Annotated in this window: 13 protein-coding genes; 8 read left to right on the forward strand and 5 right to left on the reverse strand. The window is 43.7% G+C overall.

Annotated features, from left to right (window positions below):
* The 5 genes from A3729_RS21440 (at position 1) to A3729_RS21460 (ending at position 4,909) form a co-directional block, all read left to right on the forward strand.
* A complete protein-coding gene (locus tag A3729_RS21440) occupies positions 1-1,305 on the forward strand; it encodes an acyl-CoA desaturase (RefSeq protein WP_068516104.1) in 1,305 nt (434 codons plus the stop codon).
* Positions 1,306-1,380: 75 nt separating this feature from the next.
* A complete protein-coding gene (locus A3729_RS21445) occupies positions 1,381-2,091 on the forward strand; it encodes a pseudouridine synthase (RefSeq protein ID WP_068516111.1) in 711 nt (236 codons plus the stop codon).
* 129 nt (positions 2,092-2,220) lie between these two features.
* Positions 2,221-3,327: an LPS export ABC transporter permease LptF gene (lptF, locus tag A3729_RS21450; protein WP_255374947.1), complete on the forward strand. Its 1,107-nt coding sequence runs from the start codon at positions 2,221-2,223 to the stop codon at positions 3,325-3,327.
* Positions 3,328-3,485: 158 nt separating this feature from the next.
* Positions 3,486-4,190, forward strand: coding sequence for a hypothetical protein (locus A3729_RS21455; RefSeq protein WP_068516096.1), 705 nt, complete (start codon positions 3,486-3,488; stop codon positions 4,188-4,190).
* Between the two features lie 353 nt (positions 4,191-4,543).
* Positions 4,544-4,909 (forward strand): ribosome recycling factor family protein, encoded by a 366-nt coding sequence (locus tag A3729_RS21460; protein WP_068516094.1) that lies wholly within the window; start codon positions 4,544-4,546, stop codon positions 4,907-4,909.
* A 30-nt stretch (positions 4,910-4,939) separates the two neighbouring features.
* Here A3729_RS21460 and parE read toward each other — a convergent pair whose 3' ends face one another.
* The 4 genes from parE to lolA all read right to left on the reverse strand — a co-directional run bounded on the left by parE (position 4,940) and on the right by lolA (position 11,671).
* Positions 4,940-6,844 (reverse strand): DNA topoisomerase IV subunit B, encoded by a 1,905-nt coding sequence (gene parE / locus A3729_RS21465; protein WP_068554448.1) that lies wholly within the window; start codon positions 6,842-6,844, stop codon positions 4,940-4,942.
* 77 nt (positions 6,845-6,921) lie between these two features.
* Positions 6,922-9,543: a S8 family serine peptidase gene (locus A3729_RS21470; protein WP_068511485.1), complete on the reverse strand. Its 2,622-nt coding sequence runs from the start codon at positions 9,541-9,543 to the stop codon at positions 6,922-6,924.
* Positions 9,544-9,641: 98 nt separating this feature from the next.
* The gene (locus tag A3729_RS21475; protein ID WP_068511488.1) at positions 9,642-11,009 is read right to left on the reverse strand and encodes a replication-associated recombination protein A; all 1,368 of its coding nucleotides are present in this window, start codon (positions 11,007-11,009) and stop codon (positions 9,642-9,644) included.
* 11 nt (positions 11,010-11,020) lie between these two features.
* Positions 11,021-11,671 carry an outer membrane lipoprotein chaperone LolA gene (lolA, locus tag A3729_RS21480; protein WP_068511490.1) on the reverse strand — a complete coding sequence of 217 codons (651 nt, stop codon included), beginning with the start codon at positions 11,669-11,671 and terminating at the stop codon, positions 11,021-11,023.
* A 428-nt stretch (positions 11,672-12,099) separates the two neighbouring features.
* Between lolA and A3729_RS21485 the strand changes: the two genes are divergently transcribed.
* The 3 genes from A3729_RS21485 (at position 12,100) to A3729_RS21495 (ending at position 14,963) form a co-directional block, all read left to right on the forward strand.
* Positions 12,100-13,929: an ATP-binding protein gene (locus A3729_RS21485; RefSeq protein WP_068634257.1), complete on the forward strand. Its 1,830-nt coding sequence runs from the start codon at positions 12,100-12,102 to the stop codon at positions 13,927-13,929.
* Positions 13,930-13,943: 14 nt separating this feature from the next.
* Entirely contained in the window at positions 13,944-14,306 is a 363-nt protein-coding gene (locus tag A3729_RS21490) for a response regulator (RefSeq protein ID WP_068552638.1), read from the forward strand.
* 69 nt (positions 14,307-14,375) lie between these two features.
* Complete coding sequence (locus A3729_RS21495; protein WP_068511497.1) at positions 14,376-14,963, forward strand: ABC transporter substrate-binding protein; 588 nt, start codon at positions 14,376-14,378, stop codon at positions 14,961-14,963.
* Positions 14,964-15,257: 294 nt separating this feature from the next.
* Here the strand turns inward: A3729_RS21495 and A3729_RS34680 are convergent, their stop codons facing one another.
* Positions 15,258-17,921, reverse strand: coding sequence for a DNA translocase FtsK (locus tag A3729_RS34680; protein WP_068515756.1), 2,664 nt, complete (start codon positions 17,919-17,921; stop codon positions 15,258-15,260).
* Positions 17,922-18,009 lie beyond the last annotated feature (88 nt).

The following is an 18,009-nucleotide window of genomic DNA, read 5'->3' on the forward strand; positions in this document are numbered from 1 at the left end:
ATGAGCAATCAAAGCAAGGTTCAAGAAAGTACAAAAAAAACACTGGTCGATATTAAAACAGCGTTTAAAAGTAGCGATAAGCCAGATTTAAGCCCTCAGCAAATCAATGACTTCCAAAAAGAACTGGACGAGTTACGCTACTCTATCGAGTCAAAGCTAGGAAAAGAAGATATCGACTATTTTCAACAAATTGTCGACATACAGCGTTATTTGGAAATATCAGGTCGCCTATTGATTCATTTTAGTATCGAACCGGTTAGCTGGGCCCTGGGTGTCGCCAGCTTGAGCGCAGCACATATTCTCGAAAATATGGAGATAGGCCACAACGTTATTCACGGTCAATATGATTTCATGGGCGATGAAACGTATAACTCTGACTATGAGTGGACGATGACTGGCACCGCTAAAAACTGGAAACGAGCACATAACCATCACCACCACGCATATACCAACGTAATAGGTAAAGATACCGATTACGGCTTTGGTCTATACCGTTTTTCTGAAGATATTGAATGGAAACCGATTCACTTGCTACAGGTTCCATTCAATGTCGCCAATGCATTGGCATTTGAGTTTTCGGTAAGCCTGTATGATCTTCAGCTTACTCAGTACTTGCTACCAAAATGGTTACGTCAGGCAGAACACGATGACCTACTGCCTCTTCCGGAAGTATTTCAGGAACTTAAAGAATTTGTCGCCAAAGCAAGCAAGAAAGGCCTCAAGGAGTATGTCTTCTACCCCGCACTTGCCGGGCCACTAGCACCAAAGGTTCTTGCCGGAAATGTAAGCGCCCAAGTAATTAGAAACGTGTGGGCTTTTGCTGTTATTTACTGCGGTCATCTACCTGATGGCAATTTCACCTTCACTGAAAAGGAAATGGAGGCAGAGACAAAGGGACAGTGGTATCTACGCCAAATTCTTGGTTCCAGCAATTTTGAAGGGGGCCTTTTAACTCACATTATGAGTGGGCATTTGAGTCACCAGATAGAGCACCATCTCTACCCAGACCTGCCAGCGTGGCGTTATCGAGAGCTTGGCCCAAAAGTCCAGAATATCTGCGAGCGCTATGGCGTTCCTTATGCTAAAGGGAAAATGGTGCCAATGTTAGGTACCGTTGCCAGGCGCTTGGTAGAACACTCTCTTCCCGAAAAGGTAAGCGAAAAAATTACTGAAAAAGTACCTGGTTTGGCCTCTATTAAAAACAAGTTTGCTAGTTTGTTAAACACTGCCAAACCAGGAACTGCCGAGATACAGGTTATTTCACCTAAAACAAAGTCATCCAAGAGTAAGCTGAGCGCTGCGTAAGATCTGTTTAATTTTTCTATAAAGTTCTGTAAAGTGCCCGGCGAAACAGCTATATAAATGACCGGGCATTTAACTATGGGATACTCAGCAACTCGCCTTGATCGCCTAGTAAGCAAAAAACTTTCGATTAGCAAAAGAGAAGTTCAAACTCTCATTGCGCAAAGAAGAGTCCTAGTTAATGATGTTCCTGCTTCATTCGCCAGTTTACCGATTAAACAATTCACTCGCGTCACGGTTGATAAAACAGATATACAGAATAATCATGCACTTTACCTAATGCTCAATAAGCCTAAGGGCGTTGTATGCGCAACCAAGGATAAGCAACACAAAACTGTGATTGACTTACTTCCTTACGATTTTAAGGATCAATTGCATATAGCCGGTCGTCTTGATTTAAACTCTACCGGCCTTGTATTGCTTACAAATGACGGAGAATGGTCAAGACAACTAAGCGATGCTAATTGCGGAGTACTTAAAAGATATCGTGTTCGACTGGCCAAGCCTATAAGCCATGAATATATAAAAGCCTTTGCTGAAGGCATGCACTTCGCTTACGAAAACATTCATACTCGCCCTGTCGAACTTAAGATTCTTTCTGAGTTTGAAGCAGAACTAAGCCTACAAGAAGGCCGGTACCATCAAATAAAACGTATGTTTGGACGCTTTCGAAACCAGGTCCTAGCGCTTCATCGTTATGCAATTGGTGATTATCAACTACCTCCATCCATCCTTCCTGGCCAATCGAAACAAATCTTATCGATTATGCCTTTCGATCATGCTAACTAAGTGCTACCCGCTGCAACCATTTTACTTATCGTGGTACACTTGCCTCGATTTTACTAGGTGAAGCAAATTTAGCTGCTGCCACACTATACAAATCGACGTTCCAATCGGGCGGCTTTAATAATTTTACGAGTGAAAGGGTCACACTTGATAATCTTTAGGTATTTAGCGCGACAAGTATTCGTCTCAATGCTGTCAGTAACATTTATTCTGCTGTTGGTATTTATGAGTGGCCGCTTTATACGCTACCTGGATAAAGTTGCATCAGGACGGCTTTCAGCTGATGTTTTGTTTCCCGTTATGGCCTATCGCCTACCGGAGTTTCTACAAGTCATTTTACCTCTAGGGTTCTATATTGGTATTTTGCTCGCTTATGGGCGCATGTACCTTGAAAGCGAAATGACCGTTTTGCACTCCTGCGGCATGAGCCGAAACCGTCTACTGAAAATGTCTCTTAGCCTCTCTGTACTTATCGCAATTTTCGTCGGTACAACCAGCCTATACGCAACACCATGGGGTTTTCAGAAAGCAAAAGACTTGTTAACCGAGAGCGCAAATCTATCAGAGTTTGAATTATTATTTGCAGGACGCTTTCAAGAGCAGCGTTCCCAAGGAAGAGTCACCTATGTAGAGTCTATTAGCGACGATAAAAAAACGCTATTTGGTGTATATATTGCGGAAACCGAGAGGCAGTCACAAACTTACGCTGAATATGGCGTAATGAATACCAATGAAACAACAGGTGAAAAGTTTCTACTACTCCACAATGGCACGCGCTATCTTGGTAGCCCTGGAGAGAATGCATTTAAAGTCATGCAGTTTGATATGCTGGGTGTAAGAATTGATGACCAAACAGTGAAAGAAGCGAAATCTTATAAGATAGCTGCTCGGCCGACCAGTCAGTTGTTGAGCGCCCAAGACAACGCTTCAGCGGCCGAACTTCAGTGGCGGCTTTCACTCCCCTTCCTAGCACCTATCGTTTGCTTGCTAGCGGTTGCCTTCAGCAAGGTTAACCCCAGACAGGGTCGCTTTGTCCACCTATTCCCAGCAATGCTAATCTATGTAGCCTATCTCGGGTTATTGATGACAGCGCGCAGTAAAGTTGAAAAAGGCGATCTACCACCGGCTATCGGAATGTGGGCTGTTCATGCTTTATTCTTCGTTATTTCACTCTTAATGCTGTATCGGGAAAACATAGTTAACCTGCTCAAATCAAAACGATCTTCTGTACCTGAATAAGCCAAGATACCTAAACGATCGTACATCTCTAACATTGCGAACATAACTAAGCATTCGACATTTACATTCTCGCGTTTAGCATTACACTTAATTGATCAGTTCAGAAAAATTTCTGAACTAATTCATTGCCAGTTGCCAACAGATCTCAGGAGTACAGCGTGCTTTTACGTACCAGTGTCATAATTCTAGCCTTTTTCATTGCAGCCTGTTCGGGGCCTACTCGAAAGCCACAAGAACAAGCCATTTTCCAGACCCTGGTTGAAGATGTCACCTTTAGAAAGCTTGCTGATCACTGCACAAACCTAAGTAAGCGCTCAGAACAGCAAGTTTGGCGTGCTAAAAAGGAGTGGTGGGAAAGAAACGGCGTTGTCGTTGAAGCCGCTGATTACGGTTTTTCTTACAACCTAATCAAACTAACCGGCGACCGTCAGGAAACCGGAGCTAGATACGCAATGGGTCTAAATTTCGACATTGTTCAAGCCGCAGAAAAGCAAGCTAAACAAGTAATCGAAAATGGTCTAGAAGAAAGTGGCTGCATTGAGTTAATGACCTCCTATCGAGATGGTGAACGTGACCTTAGCGAGAACAATGAGCGCTACGGATTGCTCCTCAAATTAATGCAAGACAAAAAGACACGCGGTCAGGACTTAGAGCTGGAACAGGCAAAAATCGTCAATAAGACCGGTGTCTCCTTCTCTAGAAGTAGCATGAATGCACGCAGGCTGGCGCATCGTACCATCTGCCCTGGAGCTGAAATTACGACACTCAAATCGAACTGGCCCTTAGAAATATTCGAAGCCGTTTGCGCTGATGACTCTTACGTATTGATTGAGTGTAAGTGGGGTAACTGCACATCAAGGTAAAACTAAGTCTTTACGGTACTGCAATCTACCCTGCAGTACCCTTTTCCTAACGCCCCCTGACATTGGTTAGCGCTTTTTTCGATAAATAAGGCACACCCATAGCCATACGCCCGCTGTATAAATTTGACTCGCCAAAGAGCTTGCTTTTATCGTTACTATTCAGGGAAATCTAATAGTACGTTCTGCCTGACGCTTAATATTGACCGCAACGAGTTTTTGATATGATAGTCACTATGACTATCTAAAAATCAATAATGGAATATCTAAACATTTTTAGAAAACAAAGCTGTCGACATTTTCGTGACATTTATACCACCTTAAAAGTTAGTACAGGTTTTGTACACAAGCTCAATATGAACACTCATATAGAAATAACACTAAACAGCTTAGTAAGACGCACAAAACATACGGATCAATTAAAAGCTCTATTGAAAAAGAATGGAGGAAAACTCACTAGAAAAGGTCGATCACGTAATTGGAAGCTAGAGCTGTCTTATCAAGATAAGAAAACGGTTGTCAACGAACTATACAACTCAGATGAGCCAAGCTGGCTATGGATTGCCAAGTTGCTCGCGCAACAAGAAAAGACGCACTCACATGAACAGTTAGTCACCATTGCGCGCCAAGCACCGGCGATTACAGTTAATCAGCTCGTTGCTGAAACTAATTGCAGTCTTGCAGAAGCGCGTAAAGCGCTTGACGAACTTGAATGGCTTTAAGCCGATAAGCTATTTGGCCAATATTTAAGATCAAATCTCAGCTAGATCGCCCTTCTCTTCTAACCAGGCTTTACGATCTGCGGCACGTTTTTTACCCAATAACATATCCATGTTCTCGTTGGTGAGGTCATGATCATCAATGGTAAGTTGCACTAGGCGGCGAGTGTCACGGGCCATTGTTGTTTCACGCAGCTGAAGCGGGTTCATTTCACCTAGCCCTTTGAAGCGCTGGACGTTTATTTTTCCCCTTTTCTTTTCCGCTTCGATACGGTCAAGAATACCCTTTCGTTCAGCTTCGTCTAACGCGTAATAAACCTCTTTACCGATATCAATTCGATATAATGGTGGCATCGCAACGAACACGTGACCACGTTCGACCAAAGTTCTAAAGTGTTTAACAAACAAAGCGCAAAGTAAGGTTGCGATATGAAGACCATCTGAATCAGCATCTGCCAAGATACAAACTTTACCGTAACGTAGGCCTTCTAAGTCCTCTGAATTTGGATCGACCCCCAAGGCTACTGCGATATCATGCACTTCTTGTGAGGCTAAAATCTGACCAGAGTCTACTTCCCATGTGTTTAGGATCTTACCTCTGAGCGGCATAATCGCTTGATATTCACGGTCACGCGCCTGTTTGGCTGAGCCACCAGCCGAGTCACCCTCTACTAGAAACAACTCGGAGTTCATAGTCTCTACACCAGAGCAATCAGCAAGCTTACCAGGCAATGCCGGGCCGGAGGTCACTTTCTTACGAACAACTTTCTTCGCTGCTTTTAGGCGCTTCTGAGCATTACTGATACACAGCTCTGCTAACTTTTCAGCATCATCAGTATGCTGATTAAGCCACAAACTGAAGGAGTCTTTGACGACACCGGAAATAAAGGCGGCAGCTTCACGCGAAGATAGGCGCTCTTTAGTCTGTCCGGAAAATTGAGGGTCTTGAAGCTTGGCTGATAGAACAAAACAGCTCTTGTCCCATATATCTTCAGAGCTCAGTTTGATACCACGCGGAAGGAGGTTTCTGAACTCACAAAACTCTCTCATCGCTTCCAAGCAGCCGGTACGAAAGCCGTTAACATGCGTTCCACCTTGAGCAGTAGGTATCAAGTTAACGTAGCTCTCCTGAGTTATCTCACCACCTTCAACTAACCATTGTATGGCCCAGTCTACAGCTTCGGTATTACCGGCCATTGATCCACTAAAAGGGGCTGAGGGGCAAGTTTCTAGACCGTTAGTTGCCGACAATAGGTAGTCTTTTAAGCCATCCTGGAAGTGCCATTCGTCTTTTTCATCGGTCTGTTTATTAGTAAAAGTAACTGCCAGACCAGGACACAATACGGCCTTGGCACGAAGAATGTGGCGTAAACGACTAACTGAGAACTTCACCGTATCAAAGTATTGTGCATCAGGCCAAAAGCGTAACTCCGTTCCCGTATTACGCTTACCCACCGAATCAATCACATGTAAGTCTTCAGTTTTAAAACCGTCAGCAAAGGCTATCTTATGTAGCTTTCCATCGCGCTTGATCAAAATTTCAAGCTTGGTAGTCAAAGCGTTTACAACCGATACACCAACGCCGTGTAGACCGCCCGAGAAGTTGTAGTTTTCATTGGAGAACTTACCGCCAGCATGTAGCTTACTTAAGATTAGTTCTACCCCTGGTACACCTTCTTCAGAGTGAATATCTACGGGCATCCCGCGCCCGTTATCGGCAACTGACAAAGAACCATCTTCATACAATACAACATCAATTTTACTGGCGTGACCCGCAAGCGCTTCATCGACACTGTTATCGATTACTTCCTGAGCAAGGTGATTGGGCCGAGTGGTTTCAGTATACATCCCCGGTCTTTTCTTAACCGGGTCCAAACCACTTAGTACTTCGATTGAGTCGGCGTTATATTGCTTCGGAGATGAGTTATTGTCTGCCATATACTTCTTATGCTGCTATTAATGAGGAGGGATTTTATTTAGTGAAGCTTAACCGAGAATAGAGAGGCTGCCAATACCTAGTCTTCACTTAAGTCTAAGGGGTAGTGACTCGCACCAATCTCAAGCACATCGAGAGCCTCGATATTTGATTCAAAGAACTGAACACTAAAGTCAATGCCACTGATCACTTCCCGATTTGCGTTTAAGGTCTCGAACGAGTAGTAATTCGGATAGATTCCTTTTGCTTCTCCATCGTCAAATGAGCGCTCATCGCCATCATTATTGGTACTTGCTCTAACAAAATACTCGCCGACCGGGATATTCTCAAAGCGATAGCTGTATACACCGTCAGACAAAGATCCTGCCACGGTAGATGTAGCAAAAATAGGTTCTTCTGGCAAAGCGTTCAAAACCTCATCTAAGGCAATAAGCGATATATAAAGATTACCGACCGATTCGTTACCAGAAATAGTATTCGATGCGATTACATCAAGCGATGCAGTTTGCACCGCACCATCATTTATTTGATATTCTATGATCAAACTACCTTTCTTAAAGGTGTTTACTGGAATCGCTGCACTATTAATTTCTACCGTATAGATCCCTAAACCATTGGAATCTGTATCATCCTGACGAACATCTAACCAACTGGCGTCAGCTTCACTTGGTGTAATACCGGAGACAATAACGCTACCATTGCCTGGGTTAGACAAATATAGCTTTGCATTGACAGCATCATTAAAGAAAGAGAACGATTGCGGAAAGTAATACAAGGAGTCAGGTATATCGTTGCTTCCAGATGCCCATGCAACGGCTTTATGCGCATTAATTAGGCCATTGCCGAAACTGGATGAACCACCAATCAAGTCAGTGATGAGGCCGTTCTCTAATGCGTAGCTAAAACTTGAAGCATTGAGATCAGGATCTACCGACTTCATTAGCGCAGCCACACCTGAAACATGGGGGGCGGCCATTGAGGTTCCTAGGTACTCACTATATCCCGCCCCAGAGACAGTACTGATAATACCTTGCTGACCTTCAATCGTAGATTGCTCGTTGGAAGAGCCGCCGGGCGCTGCCACATCAATGTATGTTCCGTAGTTAGAAAAACCGGATAAGGCTAACTCTGACGTCACCGAACTCACTGCCGTCACACCGTCAAATGCAGCCGGATAAAACTTTTCGCTACTCGACTCATTCCCCGCTGCAGCAATTACGATAATGCCTTTAGCAATAACTGCATCGATTGCGGTCTTCAAGGTATCAGAGAAGCCTTCGCCACCGAGAGAAAGATTGATCACATCGGCAGGGTCACTAGGCAGCTCACCGCTATCATTGTCTAAGCCTCCTGCATACATGATCGCATTCGCCAAGTCCGCATCGGTTCCTTGGCTAACACCGTCTTCATTTTCTACCCCTAGAACGCGAAGAGCCATGACTCTTGAATTAAATGCTACACCCGATATGCCTTCACTATTATTACTTTGGGCAGCGACAATTCCAGCAACATGCGAACCATGATGCACTCGACTCAAATCCGTAGGGTCATCATCGAAACCGTCTTCGTCTCCGGAATATTCTGTGTCGGAAATAAAATCGTAACCACTTGTAGTCAACTGGTTGCGCAGATCAGGATGATCGGGATTGATTCCACTGTCGATGACAGCAACAATTACCCCGTCACCTGTAGCAGTATTCCATGCATCTTCAACCTTAAGTAGTGACAGATTCCACTGTTCTGAATAACGACTGTCGTTCGGGACGAAGGTAGCTCGGCGATAGTAGTTTGGCTCTGCGACCTCAATACCATCTAGTGCTTTTAGCTCTTCTAACAAAACCAGCGTTCGCCATTTTCTTTCGAGCTTACTAGCCTTGGACCAAGAGGTGCTTGAATTTACTCTTAAGTTACTATTAACGGTCGCATCGAAACGAAATAACTCTGCACTCAAACCCGCCCGCTTGGAATATTCTAGTCCGTAGCGCTCTACTAAAGTCCGTTGCAAGCTATCAAGTGAACGACTGCGTGTTGATGCGCCTTGAGCACTTGAACTCTGATCGAATGCAAGTAGCACCTCGCCTGGCACGAAGTCTAAGCGACTCGCTTCACTTAGCAGGCGTGCATTATCAGCACTTAAGTTTTGTGAAAGCGATAGCGTATACAGTAGCGCATCGTGCCCTTGTGTTGTGGCTACGCGCACATAGTATTCATTGGTAAGGGGAACAACTAAAGATTTGGCACCCGGTTCTGATATAGATAGTTCAGCCACAACGACGCCAGACTGATCTACTGCCCTGAGTTCAACAAGGGCATTGATATTGAATTCCTCTTCGTTAGCAGGAAAGACACTTAAACTTACAGTCTGGCCTTCGACCAAGGAAACTCGGTAATAATCATCAAGATCTTCCTCAAACTGATAGCAAAAACCAAGATCCTGAGACTTGCCATTTATGTAGCCTCCAATTGTAATCGGGTTACTAACCAGCTGGGCCGAAAAAAGAGAGTTATTCTGCTCACTAAGCGTGGAGCATGTTTGCTCAACATCAAGATCTACATTGGTATCAGGCTTTACGCTCACCTGGCCTTCGATTGTCACCAAGCCATCGTAAGTATCATCACTCAGCTTACTACCGCTTCCACAAGCAACTAAGGACAAGGCCAGGATACTCAATAGCAGCTTTAAAAAAGGGTGTGTACTCATATATGAAATCTCGATTACTGATAGCTAAAGACTTAACGCCAATAAATCAACCTTAGGACTAGGGCGAATAAATAGTCTATTAGTAAATTGTAGCAAAGTTAGGGAAATCTTTTTTGTTCTGACTCTGCATTTAACTGCCTGAGACGCGCCATTTTTTCGCCAATTTTTAGCTCTAAACCACGATTTACCGGGTGATATAACTGCGTGCCAGCAAGGTCTTCAGGAAAATAACATTCACCAGCAGCAAAGCCATCAGGCTCATCATGAGCGTAACGGTACTCCATTCCCATACCCTGATCTTTCATGAGCTGTGTAGGCGCATTTCTTAAATGCATTGGCACTGTCTCATCTCCGCCTTCCTGCACCAAACGTCGACAGGCATTAAAAGCGCTGTATACCGCATTGCTCTTTGGGGCGACAGCTAAGTAAATCACAGCGTGCGCTATACTCAGCTCACCTTCGGGGCTACCTAAGCGCTCCTGAACATCCCAGGCATTTAAAGCAAGTGTTAACGCTCGGGGGTCTGCATTACCAATATCCTCACTCGCCATCCTAACTACGCGCCTGGCTATATATAGAGGGTCACAACCGGCATCAATCATACGGACAAACCAATATAGCGCGGCGTCGGGATCAGAACCTCTAACAGATTTATGCAGAGCAGATATTTGTTCGTAGAAGATGTCTCCGCCTTTATCGAAGCGCTTAAGCGAACTTTGGATAACCTCTTCAATATTCTCTTTACTAACGACGCACCGCTTAGCATCTCTATCCGCCAGATCAACTGCTAGTTCAAGAAAGTTTAAGGCCTTGCGAGCGTCACCATCTGCAACCTTTGCCAAAATATCGACTAGCGATTCGTCTATTTTCACGTCAATATCGGGGAAGCCATTTCGATGCGCTAAAGCGTTGCTTATAACCAAAGCGGTTTCGTGCGAGTCCAACTTTTTTAATACATAAACCCTTGCACGTGAAAGTAATGCATTATTCAATTCAAACGAGGGGTTTTCGGTTGTCGCGCCGATAAAGATAACAGTGCCATCTTCAACAAAGGGTAAAAAAGCATCTTGCTGGGACTTATTAAAGCGGTGGACTTCATCTACGAAAAGTATTGTGTCCCTACCCGTTTGTTGACGATACATCTTTGCCTGTTCAATCGCCGAACGGATATCTTTCACACCACTCAATACTGCAGATAAGGGCAAGAAGTTGGCATCGAAGTGCTCAGCTAATAGATTCGCAAAAGTAGTCTTGCCGACGCCAGGCGGCCCCCATAAGATCATAGAATGAAGAGCTTGTTTATCTATGGCTTGCCTTAATGGACGAGAAGGCCCTACCAGGTGACTTTGACCAACATACTCTGACAGGTCTGCAGGTCTTACACGCGCAGCTAAAGGCGCATAGCGTTTGCTTGTAGATTCTTTCTGGGATTCACTAAAAAGCGGCGCGTCATCGAATAAAGACATTTTCTATCTACCTATGAGCCGGGTATTTGGACATCTCTAATAATGTCAGTACCTTCTGGTAATTCAGGCGTAAAGGTATTACTTGGCAGCTCTAAATTAACTTGCGACTGAATAAAGCTCATTGTACTTTCTTGCCCTAAAGCATCTGTGATCCGGAGTTCGCTCACATTCGAACCAGAGAAACGTAACTTCAGCCCCTCAAATAAGCTTTCCTCTGATTTTGGCTTTAAAGTGAACTGCCTTATTGATGGTTCAAACCATGCCATTTCTACCTCAAATAGCTGACCAATTTTTTGAGTATCACCACTAAACAATATTGCGGGAGTCGTTTGCACCTGCGAGCCCACAGCTTGGATAGTTGCCTGCTCTAAGTCAGGGTCATAAACAGTTACCTCCTTTCCATCAGAGATAACAATTTGTTCGAGCGGTTCATAGGTACGCCAGAAGAATTTGCCTGCTCTATCTGCTTTAAGCTCACCTTTAGACTCCTGAATACGTGCACCACGCTGATCAACAGAATATTGTACAAAAGTCGCAGAAAGAGTTTTTATCCTATTCAGAGACTCTACAAGCTCATCCAGTGCAGAGCCTTGCGTTTCAGGTGCTGAATAAACTGAACAGGTAAAAAGAGATAAAACGGAGAAGAAAATAAATCTATACATAGTGTGTCCATAACAAGTAATACAAGGCGTATACACCCTAAATAAGCGTAAGCCTTTCGCTAGAACGCAACTTTAACACATGAAACAAAGCTGAAAAGATAATTGTTGTTCATCTTATCATCTTGGCTATTTGCATAGATAACAACCCGAATTCTAAACGCTCAGCCCCTATTCACCACTTAAAACACTACATATCGGCATATCTAGAGCCACAAAAATTGATTCAGAATCACTCACCCACTAGCGATCTTCTCTCATTAAACTACACTTGAGGATCAGTGGTTTAGATATTTCCACTTCTAACAATGGTGATCATTTTGAACGATGGCGACAAAGCCAACAATCAGGGCTACAGCTTGGGTGTAAGGCTTCTAAGAGTTGTCTTTTCACTCTAATTGCTGATTACTTTGGTGATCACTCCTGTACATATGTATAACGAGTACCAGCAACAAAAGTTACGCATAGACCGTAACCTTATTACCTACCAATCGATCTTTGGAAAGTCTATTGCCACAGCTTGGTGGAATTATGATATGGAGCAACTTGAAGCTACGCTCCAGGGGGTATTAGGGCTTGCCGATATTTCAGGAATCCTGCTGATAGATTCAGAATCGAAACAGATTTTCGTCGATGGAAATAGCCCCAAAGAGAACGTAGATAAAGACAGCTGGGCAAATAAGTTCTATCAAGAATTCGAGGTGAGCTACGATGGACGTAAAATGGGTACACTTTACTTGTTTTCAAGCAGAGACATAGTAATAGACCAAGTTAAACACAATTTTCTATTCATTTTGGTGAACGCTGTTATTAAGTCAATTGTGCTATGGATACTCTTTCTGTGGGCGTTTAACAAGTTTCTAGTTAAAGCACTTGATAAGTTTCTGATTAAGATGGAAACAACTGACTTTGACAACATACATGACGATAGGCCAACTCTATCTGCTGAACTCTCACACCCCGGGCTTGATAGCCGTGAATTACGGCGCTTAGATAATGTATTCACATCACTTAAAAAGCGTCTTGATAAATCGAAAAACAACTTGCTTTCGCTTAACTCAAATCTTGAAGACATTGTCAGCAAACGTACGAGCATGCTTAAGCGACAGAGTAGTCTACTAGAAGCAATGAGCAGCCAGGCACGAATAGGCGCATGGGAATATGACATTCAAAGTAAAGTGCTAACCTGGTCGTCAAAAACGAGAGAGATATTTGAGGTAGACGATAGCTTCACTCCCACGCCCGACTCTATCAAGCAATTCTATCCCGAACAAAGCATGGGGAAACTTGAAGCACTCCAACTCGAAGCCATCAGATCCGGCACGCCTTGGGCTGAACAGTTAAAAGTAAAAACACATAAAGGCCATCATATTTGGATCACTAGTACCGGTGAAGCAGAGTTTGAAGATGGAGTCTGCCTTCGTTTGTATGGTTCAGTGCAGGACATTGATGCCGAGGTAGGGGCTCATCAAGACCTTGTAGATGCAAAACAAAAAGCCGTGGCTGCAGACGTTGCTAAAAGCGAGTTTTTAGCCAGCATGAGCCACGAGATCAGAACTCCCATGAACGGCATTATGGGTATGCTCCACTTGCTACTAGGTAGCGATCTAAGCGAACAGCAGCGAGATCAGGCTGAACTATCTCTTTCTAGCGCAGAATCCTTACTGTCACTACTAAACGAAATATTAGATATTTCGAAAATAGAAGCTGGCAAGCTAAAACTCGAATATATCGATTTTGACCTTTCTGAGCTTCTTCGTCACCAAGAAAGCTTATGGAAAGGGACTGTTGAAAAGAAAGGCGTCAAGCTTGAACTCCAGTGCACAGACATTTCTCATCAGTATTTAAAAGGTGACCCGAATAGAATTAAGCAAATCGTTTCGAATCTAGTCAGCAATGCAGAAAAGTTTACCGAACAAGGCATTATCAAAATGACCGCTTCGACCTTAGAAGTTGGCGATAAAATAAAAGTGAGTATTAGTATTACTGATACTGGAGTAGGTATAAAACAAGCAAAACTCGGCACAATCTTCGATATTTTCTCACAAGAGGACAGCTCTACCACACGTAAGTATGGCGGGACAGGTTTAGGCTTAACTATCGTGCGCGAACTATCTGAAATGATGGGAGGTCACGTAGACGTGGTGAGTAAATTAGGATGCGGCAGCACATTTACCGTTCAGCTATTATTAGATATTGGGAAACGCCACAAGCCATCAACACACTTGAGCCACGAGAACGTGACAACAAAGCCTCTCTAGGCAGTTTCAATATTTTGTTGGTAGAAGATGTCAAAACAAACCAATTGATAGCCGAAGTGATTCTTGATGAAAACAACTACCCTTGCACCACCGCTAATAATGGGCAGGAAGCCATTCAAATATTGAAAGAAAGTAATACACAATTCGACCTGATATTAATGGACTGCCAAATGCCAATTATGGATGGCTACGAAGCGACTAGAAAAATTCGAAAAGGGTCTGCGGGTGAACATTATACAAGAATACCAGTGGTCGCCATGACAGCTCACGCGATGAAAGGCGATCGAGACAAGTGTATCGAAGCGGGTATGAACGACTATTTATCAAAACCTTTTTCACCAGAAGAAATGTTAGAAAAACTACAATACTGGTTATAAAAGAACGGTTAGCATATTAAGCGAGCTATTAACTATAACTTATAAATCAAGCGTGATTAGGTAGAAATTATGAAAAGCTTATTATTCTCTACAAATTTAGCATTATTGGGGCTACTTACAGCAACCCTTGCTTATTCTTCCGAAAAACAGGTATCCCTTTCTTACGTTGATTACCCACCCTACTACGGAAAGACTCTAGAGAATGGAGGCCCTATAAGTGAAATCATTTCAGCTGCTTTTAAATTAAAAAATTACAAAGTAACGAAAGAACAACTGCCATGGTCTAGAGCGCTAGAATGGACCAAAGAAGGTAAATTCGACGGTATCTATACCGCCTGGTACAGGAAAGATCGAGAAAAAGATTTCGCCTATTCTGCAGAGCTCCCTGCAAATAAAGTAGTTTTATTCAAACGCAAAGACGCTCAAATCAATTATCAAAGTTATTCAGATCTAAAACCCTACACCATCGGCGTTGTTCGCGGATACGCCAACCCACCAGGCTTCGATGAAGCAGGCCTAACCCTCGCCCCCGTAACGACAGATAAACAGAACCTATTAAAATTATCTGCTTCCCGAATAGATTTAGTATTAGTAGATAAAGCACTAGGAAATTACATCATTAAAACGCAAATTCCTGATATGGCAAATCAACTCTAATCACTTGAGCCACCGCTAAAAAAAGATCCGCAATACTTGATGTTTTCAAGAAGTTCGCCTGGCTACCAAATAAAACTCAATGATTTTAACGATGGTCTGAAACAACTCAAAGAGTCGGGGGAAATAAAAGCGATCCTAGAAAAGCATGGGTTACAGTAGATAACTGTATCCTATCTGGGTCTAAGGTCAAATATTAGCCCTTACCCTATAGTAAGTTCGATAAGGGGCTTTTTAGCTATTCGCTGGTTACTGAATATCTTCAGAAAACTTGTCTCGACCAGAAAAGTATAGATTCTAGTCCTTGGGTGGAGGCGGTGCGAGGACTTCTCTAGATCCATTATGGCCGGCAGCACTGACAACACCAGCTTGCTCCATTGCTTCAACCAGGTTTGCAGCTCGGTTATAGCCTACCTTCAGCTTTCTCTGCACTGAGGAGATAGATACTCTTCTGGTTTCCGTAACAAATGCTACAGCCAGGTCGAACAAGGCATCTTGTTCGTTGTCTCCACCACCTTCTTCTGCAAAGGCTGCTACCGCGGGGTCTGAGCTATCGCCACCAGATAGAACCTCTTCAAGATAATTAGGTTGCCCGCGTTCTTTCCATGCTTCAACCACCTTATGAACTTCGTGGTCATCAACAAAAGCACCGTGAACACGAATTGGCACACCACTACCTGGTGGCATATATAGCATATCACCGTGACCCAAGAGCTGCTCTGCTCCACCCTGGTCCAATACGGTTCTAGAGTCGATCTTTGATGATACCTGGAAGGATATACGGGTAGGAACGTTTGCTTTGATCAAACCGGTAATGACGTCAACTGAGGGACGCTGAGTTGCGAGAATAAGGTGGATACCGGCGGCTCTTGCTTTTTGTGCGATACGCGCGATTAGCTCTTCGACCTTCTTGCCAACAATCATCATCATGTCGGCAAACTCATCAATAATTACCACTATAAAGGGTAAAGTCTCAAGATCCGGACGGTCACTTTCTTCATTTCTTAGGTGTAAATCTGGCACCCAGATAGGGTCCTTCATGGGCTCGCCGCGCTCAATAGCTTCTTTAACCTTTCGGTTATAGCCTGCAATGTTACGAACGCCCAAAGAAGCCATCAACTTATAACGGCGCTCCATTTCGGCAACACACCAACGCAGAGCATTCGCAGCCTCTTTCATATCGGTTACCACTGGGGTTAATAGGTGCGGTATACCATCATAAATTGAAAGCTCCAACATCTTTGGATCAACCATGATAAAACGCACTTCATCAGGTTGTGCTTTAAACAGCATACTTAGAATCATACTGTTAACACCAACCGACTTACCTGAACCCGTCGTACCGGCTACCAGCAAGTGCGGCATTTTCGCCAAGTTTGTAACGACCGGGTCGCCTGCAATATCGTTTCCTAACGCCAGGGTAACCGGTGACTCTGCATCATCATAATCCTTAGATAGCAAAACTTCGCTAAAGCGGACAATCTCTCGGTGCTCATTTGGTATCTCGATACCAACTACTGACTTACCAGGGATAACTTCAACCACCCTGACAGCAAGTACTGCCAAAGAACGAGCCAGATCCTTCGCTAGATTAGAAATCTTACTAACTTTTACACCGGGGGCTGGCTGAATCTCAAAACGTGTAATCACCGGGCCGGGATTAACCTCTACAACTTCCGCTTTGACACCAAAGTCGCCCAGCTTCTCTTCAAGTAGCCTAGACATATGCTCGAGCATCTCTTTGGAGAAGCCGAGTTTTTTATTAGTTTCTGCAGGATCAAGTAAAGATATAGACGGTAAAGGACCCTCTGAAGCAATAAACAAACTCCCCTGCTTTTCATCTTCCAAGCGCTTACTTGCTTTGCTCTTCTTAACAAAAGGTGAGATTTTAATTCCAGACTTCGTTTCGCTAGACGCATCACTTGCAACCTCAACATCATCTGCTTTGCCTTGCGCCTTGGTACCCGCTTTGACCTGAATAGGCGGCGACTGTTCAAGCTCGGAATCTACTGGAGAATATGGTTGTTTGCCTTTTGAAGTCTTAGGTGAGGCACGGCCCTTATCATCAATATAAGGCTCACTTCGCTTAGTGGCTTCACCCGTATCGGTTTTCTTAGAAAGCTTTTCTTTTAAAGCAGTGAGTTTTCCTTTAAGCAAAGAAACGGACCCTGTACTTGAATCTTTTTCGGCACGCTCCGGTGAAACATCGTTAACAGGGCGACGATCGTTAATATGAATTTCTCTTTCTTTAACTTGCTCTGCGATTTGAGAGGCTTCAGCGTCGCGCTTAAGCTTTTGATCAAGGCGCAGATCACGTTTATCAAGATACTTTGAATATAGGCGCTTAATAACGACAGATAATTTATCGTAAAGTTTAATCGTCAACGCTCCGGTTTTATCCATCAGCCCTAACCAGGAAATCCCGGTAAAAACTGTCAGACCAAATAGAAGCATCGACACTAACATCAAAGTAGTGCCCAGGATGTTAAATTGAGCGAGCATACTGTTTGATAATTCCATACCAACAATACCACCCGAAACGTTATCTAAGCCTGCGACCGAATAAATAGCCAATAAACCCGTGGCACCAAGCAAAGTCAGAACAAAACCGATAACCCGAATGATAAACATTGGCCAATGAAAGACCTTCCTGGACTTTCTATTCTTAAAAAGCAGCGCGGCGCGATAGCCGATTAATATTGGGAAGAGGTAGGAAACATAGCCAAAAAAGTGCAGCAGTATATCGGCAAACCATGCACCGGCTTTACCACCGTAATTTGAAGCAACCTGATTTGTACCCGTGCTACTCCAACCAGGATCCATCGGAGAGTGGGAAATTAATGCAGCGAACAGAAAAATGCAGACAGCAACCGTTAGAATCAAGGCACCTTCACGCGAGCCTTGGGATAAATAGGCATGAAAATGATGTTGTTCTGAGTTACTACTACCAGGTTGTGCCATGTCGCTTATCACTGAATTACTAACTATGGTTGGCGAATCGAAAAAATATAAGTGTACGGACTATAGCTAACAGTATAGGAAAGCTTGA

The organism is Oleiphilus sp. HI0043, assembly GCF_001634935.1.